Origin of the sequence: Neokomagataea tanensis, assembly GCF_006542335.1 — a bacterium.
GTDB classification, from domain to species: Bacteria; Pseudomonadota; Alphaproteobacteria; order Acetobacterales; family Acetobacteraceae; genus Gluconobacter; species Gluconobacter tanensis.
In genome coordinates this window covers 1,081,763-1,105,962 of the sequence record NZ_CP032485.1, presented here as the reverse complement: position 1 = coordinate 1,105,962, position 24,200 = coordinate 1,081,763, and the positions used below count along the sequence as shown (strand labels likewise).

General features: G+C 53.2%; 23 protein-coding genes and 1 riboswitch. Of the genes, 6 read left to right on the top strand and 17 right to left on the bottom strand.

Going from position 1 to position 24,200, the window contains the following annotated elements:
- Position 1: 1 nt before the first annotated feature.
- Positions 2-1,165, bottom strand: coding sequence for a phosphotransferase enzyme family protein (locus D5366_RS05100; protein WP_170211050.1), 1,164 nt, complete (start codon positions 1,163-1,165; stop codon positions 2-4).
- Between the two features lie 45 nt (positions 1,166-1,210).
- On the bottom strand, positions 1,211-3,550 hold the full coding sequence (locus tag D5366_RS05095; RefSeq protein WP_240775357.1) for a TonB-dependent receptor: 2,340 nt from the start codon (positions 3,548-3,550) through the stop codon (positions 1,211-1,213).
- A 349-nt stretch (positions 3,551-3,899) separates the two neighbouring features.
- Between D5366_RS05095 and D5366_RS12125 the strand changes: the two genes are divergently transcribed.
- A complete protein-coding gene (locus D5366_RS12125; RefSeq protein WP_141492556.1) occupies positions 3,900-4,196 on the top strand; it encodes a YggT family protein in 297 nt (98 codons plus the stop codon).
- An 18-nt stretch (positions 4,197-4,214) separates the two neighbouring features.
- Here D5366_RS12125 and D5366_RS05085 read toward each other — a convergent pair whose 3' ends face one another.
- The 3 genes from D5366_RS05085 to D5366_RS05075 are packed head-to-tail and all read right to left on the bottom strand — an operon-like array spanning position 4,215 to position 7,120.
- On the bottom strand, positions 4,215-4,448 hold the full coding sequence (locus D5366_RS05085; RefSeq protein ID WP_141492555.1) for a hypothetical protein: 234 nt from the start codon (positions 4,446-4,448) through the stop codon (positions 4,215-4,217).
- 4 nt (positions 4,449-4,452) lie between these two features.
- The gene (tldD, locus tag D5366_RS05080) at positions 4,453-5,931 is read right to left on the bottom strand and encodes a metalloprotease TldD (protein ID WP_141492554.1); all 1,479 of its coding nucleotides are present in this window, start codon (positions 5,929-5,931) and stop codon (positions 4,453-4,455) included.
- A gap of 25 nt (positions 5,932-5,956) precedes the next feature.
- Positions 5,957-7,120 carry an aminotransferase gene (locus D5366_RS05075; RefSeq protein WP_141492553.1) on the bottom strand — a complete coding sequence of 388 codons (1,164 nt, stop codon included), beginning with the start codon at positions 7,118-7,120 and terminating at the stop codon, positions 5,957-5,959.
- Between the two features lie 200 nt (positions 7,121-7,320).
- Between D5366_RS05075 and glnA the strand changes: the two genes are divergently transcribed.
- Positions 7,321-8,766, top strand: a complete 1,446-nt coding sequence (glnA, locus tag D5366_RS05070) for a type I glutamate--ammonia ligase (protein WP_170211049.1) — start codon at positions 7,321-7,323, stop codon at positions 8,764-8,766.
- Positions 8,767-8,820: 54 nt separating this feature from the next.
- Here glnA and D5366_RS05065 read toward each other — a convergent pair whose 3' ends face one another.
- Positions 8,821-9,207, bottom strand: a complete 387-nt coding sequence (locus tag D5366_RS05065) for a nuclear transport factor 2 family protein (RefSeq protein ID WP_141492552.1) — start codon at positions 9,205-9,207, stop codon at positions 8,821-8,823.
- A gap of 190 nt (positions 9,208-9,397) precedes the next feature.
- Between D5366_RS05065 and D5366_RS05060 the strand changes: the two genes are divergently transcribed.
- Positions 9,398-10,096 (top strand): trimeric intracellular cation channel family protein, encoded by a 699-nt coding sequence (locus tag D5366_RS05060; RefSeq protein WP_240775356.1) that lies wholly within the window; start codon positions 9,398-9,400, stop codon positions 10,094-10,096.
- Between the two features lies 1 nt (position 10,097).
- Here the strand turns inward: D5366_RS05060 and D5366_RS05055 are convergent, their stop codons facing one another.
- A complete protein-coding gene (locus tag D5366_RS05055) occupies positions 10,098-10,307 on the bottom strand; it encodes a heavy-metal-associated domain-containing protein (RefSeq protein WP_141492551.1) in 210 nt (69 codons plus the stop codon).
- A gap of 24 nt (positions 10,308-10,331) precedes the next feature.
- Positions 10,332-10,634, bottom strand: a complete 303-nt coding sequence (locus D5366_RS05050; protein ID WP_141492550.1) for a putative quinol monooxygenase — start codon at positions 10,632-10,634, stop codon at positions 10,332-10,334.
- A 113-nt stretch (positions 10,635-10,747) separates the two neighbouring features.
- On the opposite strand from D5366_RS05050, the gene D5366_RS05045 reads away from it, so the two are divergent.
- The gene (locus D5366_RS05045; protein ID WP_141492549.1) at positions 10,748-11,251 is read left to right on the top strand and encodes a YbaK/EbsC family protein; all 504 of its coding nucleotides are present in this window, start codon (positions 10,748-10,750) and stop codon (positions 11,249-11,251) included.
- A gap of 71 nt (positions 11,252-11,322) precedes the next feature.
- Here D5366_RS05045 and gcvP read toward each other — a convergent pair whose 3' ends face one another.
- From gcvP to gcvT, 3 genes are all read right to left on the bottom strand, one after another.
- Positions 11,323-14,154, bottom strand: a complete 2,832-nt coding sequence (gene gcvP / locus D5366_RS05040; RefSeq protein WP_141492548.1) for an aminomethyl-transferring glycine dehydrogenase — start codon at positions 14,152-14,154, stop codon at positions 11,323-11,325.
- 226 nt (positions 14,155-14,380) lie between these two features.
- On the bottom strand, positions 14,381-14,740 hold the full coding sequence (gcvH, locus tag D5366_RS05035) for a glycine cleavage system protein GcvH (protein ID WP_141492547.1): 360 nt from the start codon (positions 14,738-14,740) through the stop codon (positions 14,381-14,383).
- Between the two features lie 40 nt (positions 14,741-14,780).
- On the bottom strand, positions 14,781-15,914 hold the full coding sequence (gcvT, locus tag D5366_RS05030) for a glycine cleavage system aminomethyltransferase GcvT (protein ID WP_141492546.1): 1,134 nt from the start codon (positions 15,912-15,914) through the stop codon (positions 14,781-14,783).
- 132 nt (positions 15,915-16,046) lie between these two features.
- Positions 16,047-16,135, bottom strand: a riboswitch (glycine riboswitch).
- A gap of 376 nt (positions 16,136-16,511) precedes the next feature.
- Between gcvT and D5366_RS05025 the strand changes: the two genes are divergently transcribed.
- Entirely contained in the window at positions 16,512-17,114 is a 603-nt protein-coding gene (locus D5366_RS05025) for an NAD(P)H-dependent oxidoreductase (RefSeq protein WP_141492545.1), read from the top strand.
- Positions 17,115-17,203: 89 nt separating this feature from the next.
- On the opposite strand, the gene speE is transcribed toward D5366_RS05025, so the two are convergent.
- From speE to miaA, 6 genes are all read right to left on the bottom strand, one after another.
- Complete coding sequence (speE, locus tag D5366_RS05020; protein ID WP_141492544.1) at positions 17,204-18,073, bottom strand: polyamine aminopropyltransferase; 870 nt, start codon at positions 18,071-18,073, stop codon at positions 17,204-17,206.
- A gap of 115 nt (positions 18,074-18,188) precedes the next feature.
- Complete coding sequence (gene speD / locus D5366_RS05015; protein WP_141492543.1) at positions 18,189-18,665, bottom strand: adenosylmethionine decarboxylase; 477 nt, start codon at positions 18,663-18,665, stop codon at positions 18,189-18,191.
- A 167-nt stretch (positions 18,666-18,832) separates the two neighbouring features.
- The gene (gene ilvC, locus D5366_RS05010) at positions 18,833-19,852 is read right to left on the bottom strand and encodes a ketol-acid reductoisomerase (protein ID WP_141492542.1); all 1,020 of its coding nucleotides are present in this window, start codon (positions 19,850-19,852) and stop codon (positions 18,833-18,835) included.
- Positions 19,852-20,409, bottom strand: coding sequence for an acetolactate synthase small subunit (gene ilvN / locus D5366_RS05005; RefSeq protein ID WP_141492541.1), 558 nt, complete (start codon positions 20,407-20,409; stop codon positions 19,852-19,854). The genes ilvC and ilvN overlap by 1 nt, the downstream gene beginning before the upstream one ends.
- Positions 20,409-22,232, bottom strand: a complete 1,824-nt coding sequence (ilvB, locus tag D5366_RS05000; protein ID WP_141492540.1) for a biosynthetic-type acetolactate synthase large subunit — start codon at positions 22,230-22,232, stop codon at positions 20,409-20,411. Before ilvB ends, ilvN begins: the two co-directional genes overlap by 1 nt.
- Positions 22,233-22,266: 34 nt before the next feature.
- Positions 22,267-23,250, bottom strand: a complete 984-nt coding sequence (miaA, locus tag D5366_RS04995; RefSeq protein WP_141492539.1) for a tRNA (adenosine(37)-N6)-dimethylallyltransferase MiaA — start codon at positions 23,248-23,250, stop codon at positions 22,267-22,269.
- 63 nt (positions 23,251-23,313) lie between these two features.
- On the opposite strand from miaA, the gene serB reads away from it, so the two are divergent.
- Positions 23,314-24,198, top strand: coding sequence for a phosphoserine phosphatase SerB (gene serB, locus D5366_RS04990; protein WP_141492538.1), 885 nt, complete (start codon positions 23,314-23,316; stop codon positions 24,196-24,198).
- Positions 24,199-24,200: the final 2 nt, after the last annotated feature.

The following is a 24,200-nucleotide window of genomic DNA, read 5'->3' as shown; positions in this document are numbered from 1 at the left end:
CCTAAAGATTCAGTGTTTTAATATGACGCAACCACCGCTTACCCTCAGCTCTACCAAACCAATCAGAATGCCCCAAAAGGTAGCCACTATAAGCCAAGTCGGCATTCTCCTCATTTTTCAACAAACTATAAAAATAATCGATCTCACTAAAAGCAAAATTAGTATGTGCGATAGGCAATATATCGGCCAATGCTGAAAGCTCATTCGAGCCCCACCCAGAAACAAAGGCATAGCCTCTAAGAAAGCAGGTCGTCTGTTCCACATTTGCGACAGGCTCTTCGCCATGCTCCATCTGCAGCCACGGCACCATGCTGCGTTCCAAGGCAGTCGCAACATCAAGCAAAGCAGTACTTTTGTCCGCCAAGCCAAAATCCAATACCGTTGAAACAGAAGCAGCAGGCCCACAACCGCTCCAGAGTAAATTAGAGCCATGCCAGTCCCCATGCCCCCAAAGCGGCGGAGCCGTTTGCAACGCCGCATATGCAGCAGCATGAAACGGTTCTACAACACGCTCTAAAATGTCTTCCTGCCAATTTTTATGTGAAAAAAAAGCATTCAGCCCAACATGCTTCGAAATCTCTGCCTTCAAAGCAGTTAATGGGTTGCGCGTACCAAATAAACGCATGTTCATAATCAACATGCGGGCTGAACGCGCAGGAGCATCATAATGAACCGCAGCCCGATGCAGTTCAGCAAGCACTTTTCCGGCTTCGAACGCCTGTTCCCCGCTTAAGAAAGGCGTCCAGGATGTACGATCTTGATACAGGTCTTCACCAGGCGCCGCGCAGTGCAACTCATACGTCCAGCCGTCATTCGCAAACGCTGTCGCTCCAGATTTCGTAGGAACGACCTGCGCCACATTCATACCGCTTTTCGCCAGATAAGACATGAAGTGGTGCTCAGCTTGGAGGTCTGCCACGCTTCGCAGCGCCCTCCCATGCCGCTTAATAAAAAAACCACCCTGCGCCGTCGATATCCGCGCCGCAGACGAAAAAGGCCGCGGACTACGCCATTCTATAGCCCGCAAAGGGCCAACCTCATAATGCTGATCCAATAGTGTTGAGAGCTCACCCTCACACAAAACCGGCCAGTCAGGCTTTTGCAAAGAATTGCCCAAGCCGTGCACAAAATGGTCTGACGACGGAGAAATAAACTCGTTTTTCACCGCCATCTTCCTGCAATCAAAGCCCAGATAACCTTTTTACACACATTAAAAACCAGTGGATGCTGTAAACAACGCTGCAAAACCTCCACCGATATAATAACTAGGTGCGGAACCTGCTATTGTCGTACCCGAAACGCCAGTGACATCTTTGGCATTCAACGTAGGGCCAGCAACACCAGACAAATAATGCTGGTTTGTGATGTTCATAAAATTCATACGAAGGGTCGGTTGATGCAAACGCACATGATCTGAAAAGCGATAGCCGATTGTAAGATCACCCATCGTGTGGTCCGGCATCCGCTCATCATTCATGAATGTCGCATATTGATGTCCTGTGTAACGTATGGTCGCCACACCAAAGACGTGCCCATCATCGTATGTTACCCCACCAGATGCTTGCAGGGTCGGGCTGCGCACAGCGCGTTTCCCGCGCGTGGGTACATAATCGTCCCCTGCAAGAATATCATTATCAATCGTGGCGTGCAGATACTCACCCGAAACGTAAGGCGCAAAATTGTGCCAAGGGCGTAGACCCATTTCTATGTCTACCCCACGCGATGTCTGACCGCCTGCGTTTAATGTCGTTGATATAACTGAGCCATTCTGCACAGCCTCAGCTTGAATCTGGCGATTGGTAAAATTGTAATTGAAGAACGTCACGCTTCCGATCAGCCAACGCCCAGTCCGGCGGTACCCAAATTCTTCAGAAATCGAATACTCATTCCGAACATTCGTCGCCCCTTGCGTCCAAACACTACCCGAACTTGGGTCATAAATATTGTACAATGCAGGCTGACTTGGTGCCCTGAAATTTGTCATCACATTGGCGAAAAGTTGGTTTTGGTTATCAATCCGCCACCGGACTCCCAACCGCGGCAAAGGCTCAAAGCTGTTGGAATTTGCGTTATATTGCGGGCCCGGCATGTTGTTCGTCCCTCGCCGGCTCATCATGACAGCTTTCAAACCGATATCCACTGACAAACGGTCCCCCAACAGCGCCATATGGTCCCCCACAAACAACGCATTTGTTTGAGAGATTGTATGAAAACTATCCCCTAATAAGGGTTGTCCGTTGGGTAGCGCTACAAAGTAGGATGCTTTTTCAGCCCAGATATCGGGAGCGGTACCATCCATCTGCACGGCTGTGAAAGGTTGCTTCTGATTGTCATCGCCGTAATCATACCAATATCCAAAGGTCAGATCATTCCAGTCTCGTTTATAGTGCGCGGCCATGTTCAGGCCTGAGCGGAAACTGCGCTGGGTGTAATCCGCACGCACCACACCATAACCATCTTGAATAGTGGGGAATTCGAATGTACCAGCAACAGGCTCTGTCCCTTGGTACAAGTTGGTTGTGGGCAAGGTTGTGCCCCCCGGCCAGTTGCCATAAGCCATCTGCGAATAGGCTTCTGCATCAACAGACCAATGGCTGCTCAAATTCAAGTGGACCGGTAATCCGCCGTAAATGGTCCTTTCACCATCACGCCACAAACGCCAATAATTTGCTGCATCTTCTAAATTTTGTGAATTATAGGTGCCGCTTAGGTTATTACTCCCGCCAATACCATCAGCTTTCCATGACGCCATCGTCGGCTGGAGGTACCAACTGGTAATTGTCGTATTAAACGTACCCACAAAACTTACACGATTACCGTTGCCCCACTTTTTTAAAACCTTCAAATCAACGTGCTGTTTCTTGTCTCGCCCTGGGCCACGCCAATTATCCGTCGCACCCTGTGAATACGAGATAAATCCACGGATGCCGGAGCGCCCAATCTCCCCCGTGTCCAACCGGATAAACTCACGATTTGTGTCGTAAGACCCATACGAGACAGACGCATAACCACCGGCTTTTAGCGCCGGATCACGGAACGTCAAATTGACCAAGCCTCCAACAGCATTCAGCACCGGGCTGCTTAAATCTGAAGATCCTTGCTGAAGGGCAATTTCTTGATAATTCTCACTATCTGCAAACTGGCTCGGCGTCCCGCTATACGCAGCCAAGTCGTTCATCGGCATGCCCTCTAACACATAGCCGATTGAATCATTGCTCAAACCCCGTACTGTCAAATCCGTATTGGGTGAAAACCCCATAGGATCCGTCGTGGCAACATTCGCCCCCGGTAATAGAGAGATTAACTGAAACGCCGTCGCCATCGGCGCCTGCTTCATAATGTAATCTTGACCAACAGTGCTGACAGACTTCACACCAGATTGTGGACGAATAAGTCCCCCCCCAGGCTGGTGGCCATCATTACGGTCTGCAAACCCCTGTACTGTAATTGTCTCTGGCTTGGGAGTTGCCGAATATGAACCATGCGTGGATTTCGGTTGTTTTTGCCCTGTTTTATCGGCCGCCACAGCAGATAAAGGCCCCATACTCATTAAAGCTAAAGCCGAAACCCCAGCGAGGACTCTCATCTTTCGCGATTGAAAACCCCACGCACCCGCACACACAGTCACCAGCCAATCTCCCCCGCACCCTATATCCACATGAAATGAAATATCGCTTTCACTTACCGCTATGATACAATCTAGCACACTCTGAGCGGACATAACTCTGCCAGAAACAGCCAGCAGACATGCCCTCCCGCGCTACACGATTATAAAAACGGCTTGGACCTGCCTGTTGTCGTCTTTCAACAAGACCGATAAAACCTATATTCAGGTTTACCCGTTTTATAACAAACTCATGTCACGTTTTTTGTTTTCTTCTTGTCGATAAGGCAGCTGAATGATCGAATTATACCTTCTGATCCAACTTCTCATTCGTGTTTTTACATGGATGCTGCTTGGATACTGCATCTTGTCCATGCTGCTCGGCTATGGCGTGCTAAACATTCAGAACCGCTTTTTCTACGGCCTTTACACAACGCTCGGCCGCCTCGTTGAACCGTTTTTAAATCCCATCCGCAGGCTTCTTCCCGCCACAGGCGGCTTGGACTTCGCACCCTTCATTCTTCTGCTAGCGATTCAGTTTTTACTTCAACCGCTCGTCAGACATCTTCTTCTCTCTCACCTGTACCGATAGTCGCAACACCGGCATCAGCTAACGGCCACTTTCCGACGGCGGACGGCGTAAAGCACGCCACGCCGTCTCAAGCGCCTCCCCCAATGAAGCCCCGGTCTCAGACACGCAGCTCCCCTCTGGGTCAGCTAATACAACAGACCAAAACATCGTCTCATCACGCTCTATCGTAATTCGCCAATCTTTAGGCAATCGCTCAAGCACGCGATCGAGCCGCGCGCCTTCAGTCAAAAATTTGGTCTGATGGTGCGGCATTTCGTTAGACAGTCCCGCCGACAGTCAAACCAGCCAACTTAAGCGTGGGCTGCCCAACCCCGACCGGAACACCCTGCCCAGCTTTACCACACGTCCCAATACCAGGATCGAGAGCCATATCCTGCCCGATCATAGAAATTTTATTCATCGCATCTGCACCGTTGCCAATGAGCGTGGCACCTTTGACCGGCGTGGTAACTTTTCCATCCTCGATCCTGTACGCCTCGGAGGCCGCAAAAACGAATTTACCGGAAGTAATATCGACCTGACCGCCACCGAAATTCACCGCATACAGACCATTTTTAACCGAGCGGATCATCTCCTCTGTTGAGGCTGAACCACCAAGCATCACCGTATTTGTCATGCGTGGCATAGGTGCATGGGCATAGGATTCACGTCGGCCATTACCCGTTGGAGCAACACCCATCAAACGCGCATTCTGGCGATCCTGCAGATAGCCTTTGAGGATACCGTCTTCAATTAAAACATTACGCCCCGTCGGTGTTCCTTCATCATCGATAGTAAGTGATCCGCGACGCTCGGGTATTGTCCCATCATCAACAACCGTCACACCGGGAGATGCTACACGTTGCCCAATCATCCCGCTGAAGGAAGACGTCCCTTTCCGGTTAAAATCCCCCTCCAAACCGTGACCCACGGCTTCATGCAAAAGGATACCGGGCCACCCCGCACCAAGCACAACCTCCATCTCCCCCGCAGGAGCGGGCTGAGCATCCAAGTTAATCAAAGCCTGACGCAGCGCTTCATCTGCCGCATGTTTCCATACCTCAGGGGCTAAAAGGCGCTCAAGCGTGTAACGCCCACCCAACCCATGAGAGCCACTTTCGCGCACGCCGCCATGCTCCACCACGACGCTCACTCCCAAACGCACTAATGGACGCAAATCCGCTAGGCGCTCACCATCACCTGCCCGGCGCATAATCTGTACAGCTTGCCACTCAGAACTCAAGCTCGCACTGACCTGTACCACACGGGTATCCAAAGCTCGCGCATATGCATCAATTTCCGCTAGTATCTCAGCCCTTTGCGCGAACTCCGTGCCCTCTAAGGGCCGCTTAGTGTCATATAAAGACGGACCCGCAAGGTTGGGCGCTAATGCTGCATTACCACTGCGCCCCTGAGCCAACGCCCCAACAGCATCCACCGCGCGCAACAAAGCTGCATCACTTAATTCGTCTGAATGTGCAAATGCGGTTTCATTCCCCAAAACCGCACGTAAACCAAAGCCTGATGTTGTGGTGAAGCTGGCCGAGCGGATCGTCCCGTCGTCAAAGGATAGCCCCTCATTTTCGCGGTATTCCAAAAACAACTCACCATCATCCACATCTGCCAAAACACTCTGAACGGCCCGTTCAGCAGCATGGAGAGACAGCTCACTTTTTGCCCGTCCAAAAAACAAATGATCTGTCGTCTCCAGCGCGGAACCGTTCTGGAGCTTTTCTGTCGCGCTGGAATTTAACATGAGGTCCGTATCTTTCACTGTCATATCAGGCCAAAGCGGCCTTGAGGCGTTTCAATGCTTCTTTTAGCACATCGGGCTGCTTACAGAACGCAAACCGTATCAGATTTTGCGGCGGCTTAGCGGAGTCTGCGTCGTAAAACGCTGAAACAGGGATCGTTGCAACACCAGCCGCCTCTACCAACCACTCAGCAAACGCAACATCGTCACGGCCTTTCGCTAAGGGCGTAATATCCGCAACAACAAAGTAACTTCCATCCGCAGGCAAGGTTTTAAAACCCAACTCGTGCAGGCCATCGCGCAACAAATCCCGGCGCGCTTCTAAAGAAGCTGCCAGCTCTTGATAATATGTGTCGTCCTTACGCAAGCCGTAAGCAACAGCACGCTGCAAATTAGGCGCCGTAGCAAAAACATAAAGCTGATGTGCTTTTGCAACCAACGCTGCCAGAGACGCACATGCTGTCACATACCCCACTTTCCAGCCCGTCAGAGAAAAACTCTTACCAGCACTGCCAATTCTCATGCACCGCTCCCGCATACCGGGAAAGGTCATGAGGGGATAATGTTTCACGTGAAACGTTAAATGCTCATAAACCTCATCGCAGATGGCGTAAGCATCGTACTCTCGCACCAACTCGGCAATTGCGCTCAACTCGTCATACGAGAAGACTTTTCCAGCTGGATTCATGGGAGAGTTTAAAAGGATCGCTTTTGTTTTAGGGCTGAAAGCGCCTCTAAGTGCTTCAAGCGAAAGCTCCCACGAAGGCGGCTCAAGGCGCACACATTTAGGAACAGCCCCCAACAAACGGATCATCGGAAGGTAAGTGTCATAAAGCGGTTCAATAAGCACCACTTCATCACCGGGATTGATCACTGCTGTCAGACTTGCCGCAAGAGCTTCCGTTGCCCCAGACGTCACTACCACTTCAGACGCTGCATCAACCTCCAAACCATAAAAGCGCTTGTTCGATTCCGCCACCGCCTCACGCAGTTCCGGCAATCCCGTAAGCGGAGCATATTGGTTACGCTGATCGCGCAACGCATCGGCCGCATACGTCACAATATCGTCAGGCCCTTCAGTATCCGGAAAACCTTGCCCCAAATTTATGGCATTATGCTGCACAGCCAATTGCGACATACGCGTGAAAATTGTCGTCGGCAGCGCCGACAGCATCGTGTTTGGGGTCTTCATGCTCATTCCTAATCGGCTTCCTCACCATCACACACATCAAATCAGAGGGCACCTGACGTCAACACCAGATCTGGACAAAACCCCTCCTATTTCCAAGAGTAATTCTCTGCTTTTTCTTATACGACACACCCTCGACAGCGAGGCAAATGTCCCCTAATCGTTTTGATGCCGTTCACACTAAGTTAAGGCGTTACAGTCCAATGACTCAGACCGACTCATCCGTTCCGGCTCCCAACGCAGAAGCCGTCGCTCGCGTCTTTTCCCTGATCCAAGAACATGCAGCAGAGTTCGTTGACCTGCGCTTCACGGATCCAAAGGGCAAATGGCACCACACCACCCAAACAGTAAGCACCATTGAAGACGACACCTTCACAGAGGGTTTCATGTTCGATGGTTCTTCCATTCAGGGTTGGAAAGCCATTAACGAGTCCGACATGGTTCTCCTGCCGGACCCAGAAACCGCCGTTATGGACCCATTTTCAGCCAAACCACAGCTGATCCTGATCTGTGACATCGTGGACCCTCGCACAGGCAAGTTCTACAACCGCGACCCACGTTCAACAGCTAAGCTGGCTGAAGCTTACCTCCAGTCCTCAGGCTTGGGCGACACTGCGTTCTTTGGTCCGGAAGCTGAGTTCTTCATCTTCGACAGCGTACGCTTTGGCACAGGCACAAACTACGGCACATACGAGCTGGAAAGCATCGAAGGCCCAGAAGCTGGCCTGAAGGCTTACCCAGAAGGCAACATGGGCCACCGTCCAACCCTCAAGGGTGGTTACTTCCCAGTTCCCCCAGTTGACAGCGAGCACGACCTCCGCGCCGAAATGCTGTCCACAATGGGCGAAATGGGCCTGCCAATCGAAAAGCACCACCACGAAGTGGCACGCTCACAGCATGAGCTGGGTACAAAGTTCGCTACACTCGTAAAATCTGCTGACTTCATGCAGATCTACAAGTACTGCGTCCACAATGTTGCACATTCCTACGGCAAAACAGCAACATTCATGCCAAAGCCAATCGCTGGCGATAACGGCTCAGGCATGCACGTTCACCAGTCAATCTGGCGCGATGGCAAGCCAGCTTTCGCAGGTGACCAATATGCTGGCCTGTCTGAAGATGCTCTGTTCTACATCGGTGGCATCATCAAGCACGCTAAGGCTCTGAACGCCTTCACCAACCCTTCAACCAACTCCTACAAGCGCCTGATCCCGGGCTTCGAAGCGCCTGTTCTGCTCGCTTACTCCGCAGCAAACCGCTCTGCTTCATGCCGTATCCCCCACGGATCCAGCCCGAAGACGAAGCGCGTAGAAGTTCGCTTCCCTGACCCAACAGCAAACCCTTACCTCGCATTCTCTGCAATGCTGATGGCTGGCATCGACGGTATCCGTAACAAGATCCACCCAGGCGAAGCCATGGATAAGGACCTGTACGAACTGCCTAAGGACGAGTTGGCTCAAATCCCAACAGTTTGCGGCTCACTGCGTGAAGCACTTGAGGCTCTGAGCGCGGACTACGAGTTCCTCCTCGCAGGTGACGTCTTCACCAAAGATCAGATCGAAAGCTACATCGAACTGAAGTGGAGCGAAGTGTACAAGTTCGAACACACACCACACCCAGTTGAGTTCGAAATGTACTACTCCGTCTAATCCATCCGGAACTAGACATAGAAAAGCCCGGCCATCCGCCGGGCTTTTTTTATATTAACCCCGTCTACTCTCATCAAAGTCAGCCCGTAACGGCGCTGTGTCGTAGATAATTTTTAACCCAGCAAAGCGTTCTTTGTCCTGCGTAAGCTCAAACACATCCACGCACTCAAATCGCACCAACTGACCACTCTTCAAAACCCAGTCATACTCGAACTGTAGCGCAACGGACTGGCCCAACCCAACTTCTTCAAAAACCGCCTTTAGTCGGGTTTCAGAGCGGTCCGTATCAGCAAACAGGTTTTGGTAAAAATCAACCGCTGGACACACACCATAAAGCGGTGACGTCACCGTCGCACCTTCCGCAAACAACGAAAGAACCTTGCTTAGGTCCGCCTTATTTAACGCCGCTAAATAAGCTTGGCATAAATCTTGGATAGACATGAATCGCCTCACCGCATGCGAGAGGCCACCGTCACGTGCCAGACAACCCGAGACGCAACCACTTGGCAGCCTCGGATGTTGAATAAGAACCCCGACCTACCTTTAGAGGAGGCCGTAATAATAAACCAAAAAGATAGGGAAGTTCGTCATACGAAAATAAACGTGACACCCAGCATGCAGCCTGTCAATCATGCAGCTCTCCACACAAACTTACGCAGAAAACCTTCAGGCAGCCCTTCTCTCAATGGATTTCCAACCCAATTTTCCCGGCACTTTACACAGCTTTTCAACGCACGCCACGCGCATGCTGGACGTTGCCGGAACTGCTGTATTCGCCATTTCCGGTGCGCTGGAAGCCGCTAAAAAGCGCCAAAATATTCTGACTTTTTTCTTCTTCGCAGTCATAACAGGTGTCGGTGGCGGCACAATACGTGACCTCTTCATCGGCGCACCCGTCGCTTGGTTACACAACTCAACAACCGCGCTTACATGCCTCCTTGCCGCACTAGCCGTATGGTTCACCCCTTCCCGCCTTTGGCCCGAACGCGCCGTTGACTGGTTCGATGGCGTGGGTATTGCCGCTTACGGCGTTTTTGGCACTGCCAAAGCAACAGCCTACGGTATTCCACCTCTGCCCGCTCTACTTATGGGCGTTGTCAGCGCTTGCTTAGGCGGCATATTCCGCGATGTACTCGCCGGAGTCCCGTCAATCGTCATTAGACGAGAGCTATACGTTACCGCAGTTGCTCTCGCCTCAGGGCTTTACGTCCTACTCACACAACTAGGGCAGCCCCCCATCATAACCGTCAGCATCAGCATTGCCGCAGGATTTATACTCCGCGCCCTTGCAATCACGCACGGCGTTGGGCTCCCAGTCTACAAGCGCTAACCTAGTTCACGACATCAAATCCACTGTCTTCGATAGCCTCGCGCAATGCTGGCTCACTAACTTGCGCGCTATCGAAGCGGATTTTAGCTTCCCCCGGTTTGAGTGTGACCTCTACCGTCTCAACCCCTGCGACGGCGGACAAAACCGTGTGCAGCCGCTTGCTGCACCCCTCGCACGACATGCCTTCAACTCTGAACAATACATCCGCCATGGTCTTGATGTCCTATCCTAATGCTCAGGCCGCAGGGTCTAGCGGCTGCAGCTGCATAATGTCTAATTTAGCTTCGAGCTTTTCGCTCAAAGCCGCCAAAGCCTGAAAATGAGGTGCTTTCAAATGCGCCTCAAACGCCGCTTGAGAAGCCCATTCCTCAACCGCAGTAAAGCGCCCAATGTCCTCAAGGTCCTTACTAATTTGGTAAGAGACAGAACCTTCCTCCTTACGCGTATCACGCAGGCAGCGTGCTAATTCAGCCTCCAGTTCTGGTGCGCGCTCGGGGGTTACGCGGATAATCGCAACAACATGTACAGCATGTGACATGAACAGGTCCCTCTTAGGCCGGAGCGCAAATAACTTTGCGATCTGATGAATTACCGTCATCATCTGACAGCTTGTTTCAAGATGGTGTGTACCGCCCCAAAAAGGAACCCTTCATGAGCTTTGAGAGCGTTATCCAAGACCTTGCCGTCCGTGCGAAAGACCTCGCACCAATACAAACAGCCCTCTCAAGCGCCACGGTAGAAGACGCCGCAAAAGCGCTTAATGTGAAACCAGACCAAATCGCTAAAACTCTTGGCGTGAAAATTGGTACCGGAGAAACCGCGCAGACAGTGTTGATCGTTATGGCTGGGACACGCCGCCTCGATAACCGCCTAACGCGCGAAGCCTTGGGCGGAAAACCCCGCTTTTTAAATGGGGAAGACGTTGAAGCACTCACTTCACATCCCCCCGGCGGAGTATGCCCGTTTGGCCTCAAAACACCTCTGGCGATATACTGCGACCGCTCCCTTACGGCACATGAGTTTGTCTACCCAGCAGCAGGTAGCCGCAACGCCAGCTTAAAAATAACCCCAGAGCATCTTGGTGTGCTTACTGGTGAGAACTGGGTTGATGTCACTCAACCCCTACTCTCCTTAGCCGAAGCATCCAGCCCTTAAACGCAGAAGTTTACGTGCTTTACTTCTACACTAGCACGCATAAAAAAACGGGGCCGAAGCCCCGTTTTTCTTTAGGAATACTCTGATATATCCGGGCAGGAACACACAAGGTTCCGATCGCCCCAAGCATTATCCAACCGCCCGACCGGGGACCAGTATTTGCTCGTATCCACCCCGTTTGGGAAGCACCCTTCCTCACGGGTATAAGCACGCTCCCACGGGCCAGCCATATCCGCCACCGTGTGCGGCGCATGGCGCAACGCGCTTTCTTCGATCGCCACATCACCGCTCTCTACAGCCGCAATCTCCTTACGAATTGCAATCATCGCATCGCAGAAGCGGTCAAGCTCAGCTTTGTTTTCAGATTCCGTTGGCTCAATCATGAATGTTCCCGCAACCGGGAAGCTCACCGTCGGTGCGTGGAATCCATGATCAATCAAGCGCTTGGCGATATCGTCGACCGTTACGCCACACGCATCCTTCAGTGGGCGCAGATCAATAATGCATTCATGGGCCGTAAAGCCGTTTTTGCCCCGGTACAGAACGGGGTAATGCTCAGCCAGACGCGCAGTGATGTAATTTGCGTTCAAAATGGCAATCTCGGTAGCGTGCCGTAAGCCAGCATCCCCCATCATCATGATGTAGGCGGTCGAAATTGGCAGAATTGACGCTGAACCATACGGCGCCGCAGATACCGCTACATCACACGCACCCGGCAAATAGGGAGCTAAATGCGCGCCAACGCCGATTGGCCCCATACCCGGCCCACCGCCACCATGCGGAATGCAGAACGTCTTGTGCAGGTTAAAGTGCGAGACATCCGCCCCATACTTGCCCGGACGCGCCAGTCCAACCTGAGCATTCAGATTAGCGCCATCCAAATAGACCTGCCCGCCGGCATCATGCACCAGCGCACAAATCTCAACCACACGTTCCTCAAACACACCATGCGTTGAAGGATAAGTAATCATGATCGCAGCAACACGACCATCATGCTGCGCCAGCTTTGCCTTCAGATCATCAACATCAACGTTCCCGTCGGTATCACACGCCACAACGACCACACGCATGCCAACCATCTGCGCCGATGCCGGGTTGGTACCGTGAGCAGATGCCGGGATCAGGCAGATATCACGCGCTTCGTCACCGCGTGCACGATGGTAACCACGGATCGCCAGAAGGCCAGCATACTCACCCTGCGCGCCGGAGTTTGGCTGCAAAGATACCGCGTCATATCCTGAGATCTTGCACAACGCATCTTCCAGATACGCGAATAATTCTGCATAGCCCTCGCGCTGCTCCGCTGGAGCGAACGGATGAATACGCGCAAATTCTGGCCACGTAATGGGAATCATCTCGCTGGTCGCATTGAGCTTCATTGTGCATGAACCGAGCGGAATCATCGTTCGGTCCAGCGCCAGATCCTTATCAGACAACGCGCGCATGTAGCGCAGCAAATCCGTCTCGGAGCGATGTGCGTGAAATACCGGGTGCGTTAGCAACGCCGCACTGCGCTGCATAGATGCCGGCAGAACTTCCGTTACAGACAAACCTGCTTCCAGCGAAGCCAAACGGGCTTCATCCGGGCAGAAACAACGCCAAACCGCACGGATCGTCTCTGCTTCTGTCGTCTCATCGCAAGACAGACCTAGGCGGCCTTCGCCTGCATCGCGCAGGTTGATCCCTACCGCACGCGCACGCTCCAGCACCAGTGCCGCAGACGCCCCTGCATAGACCGTAATCGTGTCAAAAAAGCTTTCTGTCTCGACCTTAACAGCCAACACCCTCAAACCAGCAGCAAGGATGGACGCCATGCGATGCGTGCGCTGCGCAATAGCGCGCAAACCTTCTGGCCCATGGTAAACAGCGTACATGGACGCAATAACAGCCAAAAGAACCTGCGCTGTGCAAATATTCGACGTCGCTTTCTCGCGGCGAATATGCTGCTCACGCGTTTGCAGCGCCAAACGGTACGCCGGGTTACCCGCGCTATCCTTGGACACACCAACCAAGCGGCCAGGCAAATGACGCTTATACGCATCACGCGTAGCCATGAAACCAGCATGCGGGCCACCGGCCCCCATCGGCACACCAAAGCGCTGCATGGAGCCAACAGCAATATCCGCACCCAGCGCACCAGGGCTTTCCAGCATCACAAGTGCCAGAGGGTCACTCGTCACAGCCGCAATCGCACCCTTGGCATGCAGCGCCTCAATCACCGCACGCGGGTCGCGCACCTCGCCAGAAGAACCGGGATAAGAGAACAACGCACCGAAGACCTCTTGGCCCTCAAGGTCCGTCCACGGATTACCAACGACAATTTCCCAACCCAACGGCTCCGCACGTGTTTGCAACACGGCAAGCGTTTGCGGGTGCGTATCCGCATCCACAAAAAACCGCTCAGACTTCGCCTTACACACACGACGCGCCAATGCCATTGCTTCCGCACACGCCGTCGCTTCATCCAGCAACGAGGCGTTCGCAATATCCAACCCGCTTAAATCAGCAACCAATGTTTGGAAGTTTAAAAGCGCTTCCAAACGGCCTTGGCTAATCTCAGGCTGATACGGCGTGTAAGCCGTATACCATGCCGGATTTTCCAAAATATTCCGCTGAATAACTGCAGGCAGAACCGTGTCATAATAGCCCTGACCGATCATGGATGTCAGAACATGGTTCCGTTCTGCCATACCGCGCAGACGTGCCAAAGCTTGGCCTTCTGTCAGCGCCGCACCAACGCCATGATCTCCACGATCAAGAATGGCTTCCGGCACAGTACGGTCAATCAGGCTATCAAGGCTGCTTGCCCCAACCACCTGCAACATCGCATCAATTTCAGAGGAGCGCGGGCCAATATGGCGGGCACTGAAGGATTCCGTCGGCTGAGGCCAAAGCGTTGTCACGATGGGAATACTCTTTGCATCATCACAGGGCAGCCCAGCAGCGGGCTACGATAGGTCAATTATTGTCGTTCGGCGGTGATGAGGGGATTTTGCGTTATCCCCCCTGCAAATGAGAGGACTGTTTGTGAGGTAGGACATCCTTTTTCTTTCAGAAAAAGATAAATCCCACCCCATGAAACAACACAAAAAACCTCTAAAACCCGCCGATCATCACATCACGCGAGAATTACAGCGCGTCGTACTGCTCACGCGTCAGAAGGCTCGTGACCTCTTCCGGGTTTGATACCGTCATACGGAAAATCCAACCCTCGCCTTCTGGGTCAGAGCCAACCAGCGTCGGCTCGTCAGACAGACGATCGTTGAAACCCGATACAGTGCCTGCAACCGGTGCATAAATATCAGAAGCTGCCTTTACGGATTCCACAACGGCTGCTGCGTCACCCGCTGCAACTTCAGTGCCTTCATCCTTAGCCTCTACAAAGACCAGCTCGCCCAATTCTTCAGAAGCATGGGTCGTAATACCGACCGTTGCTTCTTGGCCATCAAGACGGATCCACTCATGCGATTTCGTATAGTAAGTCGTCATAACCGCTTTCCTCTCCCAAAACTCTGTTGGAGATCAAAGATCAACGCTTGAATCCCGGCGCCACAAACGGCGTCGCCCGGACATGAACGGGAACAAACTTCCCGCGCAATTCTGCAAAAAGAGCTGTATCAACGGCGGCATACGCCGTTTCAACATAACCCATGGCAACCGGAGCCTGAACCGTGGGTCCAAATGCACCAGATGTCACCACACCAACCTCTCGGCTGCCTTGTGCATCCGCAAACAACTTTGCACCACCACGCACTGGCGCACGTCCCTCTGCCATTAGGCCAACGCGCTGACGTGCCGCACCTTCCCGCGCTTGGCGCAGCACGTGCTCCGCTCCCGGATAACCGCCTTCACGCTCGCCACCTTCGCGGCGAATTTTTTGTATCGCCCATCCAAGGGAAGCCTCAATCGGCGTGGTCGTGGTGTCGATGTCATTTCCGTAAAGGCATAGCCCAGCTTCGAGGCGTAAAGAATCACGCGCTCCAAGACCGATCGGCATAACATCAGGCTGTGCCAGCAGCAGGCGCGCCAAGCGCTCTCCATCTTCAGCAGCACAACCAATCTCGTAACCGTCTTCGCCCGTATAGCCCGAACGCGACAGCGTAACAGGGATATCCGCAATGTGCGTTTCAATCATGTCCATGAAGCGCATAGCAGCCGCTGCAGAGCATAGTGGCGCAAGCGCTGCCTCTGACGCTGGTCCTTGCAACGCCAAAAGCGCACGGTCAAACTGGCGGGTCACAACACACCGGTCAGACAACGCAGCCTCGATGCGCTCTGCATCAGCTTCTTTGCACGACGCATTTACAACGACCAAAAGATCGTGGCCCATATTCGCCACCATCAAGTCGTCCAAAATGCCACCTTGGTCGTTGGTGAGCAAACCGTAGCGCTGGCGGTTAGCAGGCAAGCCAGCATAATTTGCAGGGACAAGGCTCTCTAAAGCTAGAGCAGCGTCGCGGACATCGCCAGATTTTGCTGCAATCCGGATTTGCCCCATATGGGACACATCAAACAAACCCGCTTTTGTGCGCGTATGGACATGCTCAGCCATCAAACCCGCTGGGTACTGCAAAGGCATAGCATAACCCGCAAATGGCACCATTCGGGCACCAAGCTCACCATGAAGCGCAAAAAGAGGAGTCTGCTGTAGAGTATCGCTCATAGTCGATCCGGCTCAATAAGACGTAATAGCGCAGACACTCTCCCACATTCGGAAAGTGCCGCCCCTTCTGTCCTTTGGCCTGAGATCGCTATCCCGTCGGCGGGCGCAGAACACGCCACTCTCCAGAAATTTAAAATCAACCGGTCCTTTAGCCTGAGAGTTTCCGGGGCGGTTGCTCCTTCGGCGCCAGCCTCGCGGCTAGTCTCTCCCGTGTTGATCACCCCCTCTTTGCCAGTTTCAGACCAGCCATGCAATCATCACAAACCAGCATCGCGTGCTCTCTTTTTCCCTGTTACGAAAGGAGCACACTTACAGCTTTGAAACTGCTGCAATTGCACTCCGCGCATTGAGCAATATTCTGCCCAGCCCAGAGATCAATCTAGCCGCCACCACCCTCGAATCCAGCCCGCCTCCATCCCAAGCTACAGGGCTTTCACCCACGGCGAGTGAACTCGCCACCGACCTCCCTCTGTGCACCTCTCAGCCCAATTATTACTCTCCCACCTTTAGAACGGCCGTCGCGACCACCACATTAGTCAAAATACGCACCGATCCCGGAGGAGCCCCGTATGGCTCCAATTCCTGCAAGGCTTATCCATGAAAAATATTGTGATTCTCAACGGCGGAAAAACGTTCGCCCATTCCCGCGGCGCACTCAACGATACCTTAACTTCAACCGCGCAAAACGATTTAAGCCTCAACGGACTCGATGTCCGTGTCGTTAAGATAGACGAGGGCTACGACGTCACAGAGCAAGTCGCCCTTTTCCAATGGGCGGATGTAGTTATTTACCAAATGCCCGGATGGTGGATGGGAGCCCCTTGGACCGTTAAAAAATACATGGATGAGGTCTTCACCGCAGGTCATAGCAAACTCTACGCCAATGACGGCCGATCCCGCGCGCACCCTGAACGCACTTACGGCTCAGGCGGCCTCTTAAGCGGCAAGTACTACATGCTGTCTTTGACTTGGAACGCCCCCGAAGAGGCTTTCAGTGACCCCGCACAGTTTTTTGGTGGGCAGGGCGTCGATGCCGTTTATCTACCAGTCCATAAGGCAAACCAATTTCTTGGCATGTCACCTTTACCGACATTCCTCGCAACGGACGTCATTAAAGCACCAGATATAGACAATACGCTGCGCCTGTTTCGTGCGCATTTGGCGTCCGTCTTCGGAGCTACAGGTCAAACAACCGCGTAACATCCGCTCTTTATATCACTTTTGAAAGTATAAAACCGTATTGGGGGCAGGCTAAATAGCCCGCCCCCAATACGATGCTTACAAACGCATCAGCCCTTTTTGGGAAGATGTTCCGCTATGTAAGGTGGAAGGTTAAACGCGCCAACGTGGATTTCCGGCGTCCAGTAGCGGGTCTTACCAACAATCTTCGCAGCTTCAGCACGTGCGCGCACCTGCTCAATGGTCTGCGTATTCGGTGATTGGCCCTTAGCTGCCACACCCAAGGTCATGAAGCCACCAACATAGGTCGGCACAGCGGCAACATAGGCGGAAACATGCGGGAAAAATTTAGCACGGCGCAAGCTGGTCTCATGCAGTTCATCTGCCTGCATAAACGGCACACCGCACTGGTTTACGATGATACCTTCATCCGACAAAATGCGTGCGCAATTGCTATAGAATTCATCCGTAAACAGAACTTCGCCAACGCCGATTGGGTCCGTACTATCAACGATAATCGCGTCGAAAGAACCGTCCGCTGCCTTCGCAACATAATCGATACCATCGCCCACAATCACGTCCGCACGTGGATCATTCCATGCATCACCAGCAATGTTCGGCAAATGCTCTTTGGACAGCTCAATCACTGCACCATCGATTTCCACCATAACGGCTTTTTCAACCGTGTCATGCTGCAAAACGCGGCGCAGAACGCCACCATCACCTGCACCGATGATCAGAACGCGCTTCGCACAAGGATGCGCCATTAACGGCACATGAGCGAGCATTTCCTGATACACAAACTCATCACGTTCCGTGATCTGGATTACACCATCCAAAACCAGAACGCGGCCATGGCTGCTGCTTTCAAAAACAACGATATCTTGAAAGTCAGACTTCACACGTGCCAACTCACGGGTCACGAGGAAACGTTGCCCCCAGTCAGGGTACAGAGTTTCGTTCAGCCAATTTTCGGCCATTGTCATCGTCTCCTTACGGAATAATCCGAGGCGCTCTGAGGCGACGTTACAAGAAAAAAGCCGGGGACCCGCATGAGACCCCGGCTAGCAAATGGCGGTAATACTCGCCCGGCCCTTAAGCCGTTTTCGTGCGTCCCTGCACGCGACCACGACGTACGGCATCAACCTCTACGCGGCCAGCTTGGAACAGACGCTGCATCACTGGAATTGTCAGGTTCGGGTCGCAAGAACCGCACATGAACACATCCACAGCCGCGAAGTTACGCTCCGGCCACGTATGGATAGAAATGTGGCTCTCGGCCAGAACGACAACACCAGACACACCACCATTCGGCGTGAAATGATGGAAATGGCTGTGCAAGATCGTTGCACCAGCAGCTATGGCACCCTCGCAAAGAGTCTCATCAATGCGCTTTGGATCGTCGAGGTTGCTCGCGTCCCAAAAGTCGACCAAGATGTGATTCCCCGCGAAACGTTCACCGTCGCGCTCGATAAAATAGTCCTTGCGCTCCTCTTCAACAGAGTGAGCTTCGCTGTTCTGGATATCTCTCGGGTGTTCCGATACCATCCCCAGTTGAGCAAGTGCGTTCATCACGTACCCCCAAACCAGTAGACGGCCTGTTGGGCGTCAATCGCCCCCTTGGGCCAGGTGGGGGCTGGATACAGCGCTATCCCACCTAGATGCAAGGCTTTTCTTAGGTGATTCGTGAATTGTCAAAAACCTTTCAGCAAACCACCCAAGAAATGTCATATTCGAGCTTAGTTGCGCTCTTTATCGACCAGTTTGCTCTTGGCAATCCAAGGCATCATAGCGCGGAGCTTAGCACCCGTTTCTTCAATCTGATGCGCGTCATTACGGGCGCGAATCGCTTTGAAGCCTACGCCGCCTGACTGGTTCTCAAGGATGAAGTTGCGTACGAACGTACCATCCTGAATATCCGTCAGGACGCGCTTCATTTCAGCCTTTGTTTCAGGCGTGATAATGCGTGGGCCCGTCACATACTCACCATACTCTGCTGTGTTAGAGATGGAGTAGTTCATGTTCGAGATCCCGCCTTCATACAGCAGGTCAACGATCAGCTTCAGCTCATGCAAGCACTCGAAATACGCCATTTCCGGTGCGTAGCCCGCTTCAACCAGCGTTTCGAAACCAGCGCGGATCAGTTCAACCGCACCACCGCACAGAACAGCCTGCTCACCGAACAGATCCGTCTCTACTTCTTCCTTGAAGGACGTCTCGATGATACCTGCACGGCCACCACCATTTGCCGATGCGTAGGACAGAGCAATGTCCAGCGCCTGGCCTGAAGCGTTCTGTGCAACAGCAACCAGAGACGGCACACCACCACCCTTCTGGTATTCTGAACGCACTGTGTGACCTGGGCCCTTTGGCGCAATCAAGAACACGTCCAGATCAGGGCGCGCTTCGATGATGCGGAAATGAATGGACAGACCATGCGCAAAAGCAAGCGCTGCGCCCTGCTTCAAATTCGCTTCGAGATGGTCCTTGTAGAGAGCGCCTTGGCCTTCATCAGGCGTCAGAACCATAACGACATCAGCCCAAGCTGCTGCCTCTGACGGTCCCATTACCTTGAAGCCCGCACCTTCAGCCTTCTTCACAGCGGAAGACGTTGGACGCAGACCAATAACAAGGTCAGATACGCCGCTATCGCGCAGGTTGTTGGCATGGGCGTGGCCTTGGCTGCCATAACCAATAATCGCGACCTTCTTGCTTTTGATCAGGTTCAGGTCAGCATCACGATCATAATAAACCCGCATCAGACTGTCTCCTCGCTGGGGTGAAATACCAAAGGTGCAAAAACTTCAGGACCACGCGCTATCGCAGCAATCCCTGTCCGCGAAACATCGGCCAAGCCGAGATTGCGCATCAACTCAATAAACGCGTCGATCTTTTCCGGTGAACCGGTAAGCTCAAACACAAAACTTGTCGCCGTGCTGTCTACACGCCGCGCCCGGAAAGATTCCGCTATACGCAGGGCTTCGGTCCGATCTTCCCCTGATGAAACAATCTTCACCAAAGCCAATTCACGACCAACAAAAGCCCCCTCCTGCGTCAAATCAGACACCGCATGCACAGGCACAAGGCGCTTCAACTGTGCTTTAATCTGCTGAATGACCATCGGCGTTCCGGAGGTCAAAACAGTGATACGGGATAACCCCTGACGGGCATCGACCTGAGCCACAGTGAGGCTAGAAATATTGTAGCCACGGCCAGAGAACAGGCCAACAACGCGCGCCAGAGCGCCGCTCTCATCTTCAATCAGAACCGAGATGACCGAGTTCTGGATGATATCTGCTGTAATTGAATCAGACATTAGACCAACATCATCCCTTCTTCGGTCAGCCCTGCTGCGGCTGAATCCTGATCTGGGCCAAGCAACATCTGGTTATGCGCTGCACCTGATGGAATCATCGGGTAGCAATTTTCACCTTCCGCTACACAAATATCCGCTATGACTGGGCCATCATGCGCCAACATGTCACGAATGACCTTATCCAGCTCACCCACATTCCGCGCACGCATGCCCGTCCCATGGAAAGACTCAGCAAGCTTCACAAAGTCAGGCAATGCCTCACTGTAAGATTGTGAGTAGCGCGAGCCATGCAGCAATTCCTGCCACTGGCGCACCATCCCCATATAGCGGTTATTTAGAATGAAAATTTTAACCGGCAGGCGATATTGCGCAATTGTTCCCAGCTCCTGAATGTTCATCAGGGTGGACGCTTCTCCCGCTATATCGATCACCAGCGCATCGGGATGCGCAACCTGCGCCCCAACCGCAGCAGGCAAACCGTATCCCATCGTACCCAAACCGCCGGATGTTAGCCAACGGTTAGGTTTATCGAACTGGAAGTGCTGCGCAGCCCACATCTGATGCTGACCAACTTCCGTTGATACGAAGGTATCACGGCCACTTTCTTGCACCAACTCGTACAAACGCTGAATGGCATATTGCGGGCGGATAACCGCCTCAGGTGTCATGTCCTGCGTGAAACCGAAGCCATCAACGCTCCGCCACGAGGCAATTTGGTTCCACCACTGCGTCAGGTCCGGGGCCTCAGTTTCACCCCATGCTGCCAGCAAAGCTTCCAAGGTTTCACCCACATCACCTTCTAGACGAACATCCACAGGGATGATTTTATCAATCTGGCTCGGGTCAATATCAGCGTGAACTTTGAAAGAGTTCGGCGAGAACGCATCGACACGACCTGTCACGCGGTCATCGAAACGCACACCAAGGGCAATCAGCAGGTCACAACCATGCGTTGCCATATTCGCCTCCACAGCACCGTGCATGCCCAGCATGCCCAAAAACTGTGGGTCAGGGGAAGGAAATGCGCCCAGCCCCATAAGCGTCGACGTAACCGGAAAACCCGTTTTGCGTGCTAAAGCGCGCAACAACTCAGCTGCATGCGGGCCAGAGTTTATAATACCCCCACCCGTATAGAAAAGCGGCTTCTTTGCCGTCTTCATCGCCTCAATCGTACGCGCGATGGCGTCCTGCGCTGGCCGATTTTGCGCTGCAATTTTCTGCAAACGCTTCATCGCTGGCGTAGGAGCCGGCGGCGTCAACGGCGCTTTACCTACCGTAATATCCTTAGGCAGGTCGATCAGCACCGGCCCAGGGCGCCCACCTTGTGCCACAGCAAAAGCCTCGCGCACGATAGGGGCCAAAGTTTCCGGCGTACGAACCAGATAATTGTGTTTAGTCGCCGGCCGGGTAATTCCCGTTGTGTCAGCTTCTTGAAAGGCATCATTTCCGATCAGTTTCGTCGGAACCTGACCACTCAAACAAACCAGCGGGATGGAATCCATCAACGCATCAACCAAACCAGTCACCGCGTTGGTAGCGCCAGGCCCTGACGTTACCAAAACGACACCGGTCTTACCTGTTGAGCGCGCATACGCTTCAGCTGCATGCACAGCAGCCTGCTCGTGGCGAACAAGGATGTGGCGAATGTGATCTTGCTTGAACAATGCATCGTAAATCGGCAGCACCGCTCCGCCCGGATAGCCGAACACGACCTCAACACCGAGCTCACTCAGGACGCGAAGAAGGACTTCTGCACCGTTAAGTGTTGCAGGGTTCAGCGTTTTTGTGTGTTCATCGGCTTTGGGCGCCGCAAGATCCGTCACCACTATCCTCCCAATGGCGTTTAGAGTGCCGGGTTTAGGACGCCACGCCGCGAAGGTCAACGCGTTTTGATATAAAATTCTGTATTTTTTCTTTATAATTTTCCGAATCTTGCTCAAATGAGGGGTATCTGCGCAACAAATCCATAGAATCTTCTTTTTTGCCCAGAGTATGATGTCTAAACCAAGTCGCCTGCCTGCGCGTGTAGCGGCCAGTAGCCAACACAGCAGCATCGCACGCTTCTTCCAAAGAAGTGTCTTGGCGTAATACCGCCGATAATTCAGGCACACCGTGGGCGCGCATTGCTGGCAAAGCCGTATCCAGCCCGCGCTCTACCAAGGCAGCCACTTCATCAAGAGCACCAGCTTCAATCATTTGGTCAAAACGAAGTTTTATGGAGGCCCTTAGCTCAGGTCTTGGCGGATCCAAACGCACGGAAATAAAGCGGCAATCCGCAGCTGGCAAACCCGGTTCTGAACGCCAAGCAAGCAGCCCCCGTCCCGTCCCGCGCCAAACCTCCCAAGCACGTGAAATACGTTGCGAATCATTCGACCGTAGCGTCTGCGCCGTCGATGGATCCACCTCCATTAAACGTTCGTGCAACGCCGCCGGTCCAATGTCATCAATAAGCTGTCGCGCTTCACACCGAGCCTCTTCTCCGGGATCTGGTACTTCGACCAAACCTTCAAGCAAGGCCCGAAGATACATTCCCGTACCGCCGCACAAAATCGGCATTTGGCCACTGGCCCAACATTCCTCCATGGCAGCCAAAGCTTGCTCACGCCACCAGGCAACACTGCCCGGATAGGCCGCATCCAAAACGCCATATAATCGGTGCGGCACCTGAGCCTCGTCTGCGACCGAAGGTCGCGCTGTCAAAATATGCAAGTCTCTGTAAACCTGCATCGAATCCGCATTGATCACGACACCATTCTGGTGTCGTGCAATATCCATCGCGAGAGCTGACTTGCCGGAACAGGTTGGCCCGGCCACAATAATTGCAATTCTTGAGGCGTTCATAGCCTCTTACTGCCACATGCACCGCCTCACATGCGAGAGCGTTCAAAAGCTAAAGGTTCCTTCATGTCGCTCCCCTATGTCTTGACCCTCGTTGCTGACCGCCGCAACGGCCCACTTGCCCCCGAAGCCATTGACGTCGCACGAAGCTTGGTACGCGGTGAGAAGCCCATCGTTCTATCACCTGGTGAGGCCGTCGATATTCCCTGCCCACCAACGGTCGCGAACGCCGCTACTATCCGTGCAACACTTGCTCCGTATCAAACGGATGCCCTGCTTATTAAAACGCGCGGCCGGCGCAAAGCCGTGCTTGTGGCAGATATGGACAGTACGATTGTTGCCAGCGAGACGCTGGACGAAATGGCCGCTATTCTCGGAGTTGGAGAAGACGTAGCAGCCATCACACGGGCATCTATGAACGGAGAGCTCGATTTTGACACAGCGTTAGAACAACGCGTCGCGCTCTTGAAAAGCCAACCAGCCAGCGTGCTGGAAGACGTATGGAATGCGACGCGACTCACAGACGGTGCACGCGAACTGGTCATGACCATGCGTGCCCACCGTGCGCGCACAGCACTCGTTTCCGGGGGCTTTACATGGTTCACTCAACGCGTGGCTGAGCTGTGCGGCTTTGATGAACACCACGGCAACCATCTCGGCATTGACGGGAACACTCTGACCGGACGCTTGGACGGCCCCATCCTTGGCCCGGACGCAAAACTGGAACATTTACACCGCATCGCAGCAGAGCGTGGCGTGCAGCTCAAAGCCTGCCTCACAACAGGAGATGGAGCTAATGACATCCCGATGCTCCGCGAAGCGGGCTTCGGCTTTGCTTTTCACGCAAAACCAAATGTTCGCAAAGTGACCGATATGCAGGTTAATTTTGCATCCCTTCGCGCCCATCTTTTCGCGCAGGGCTACAAGGCAGCAGACTTTATTACTCAATAACG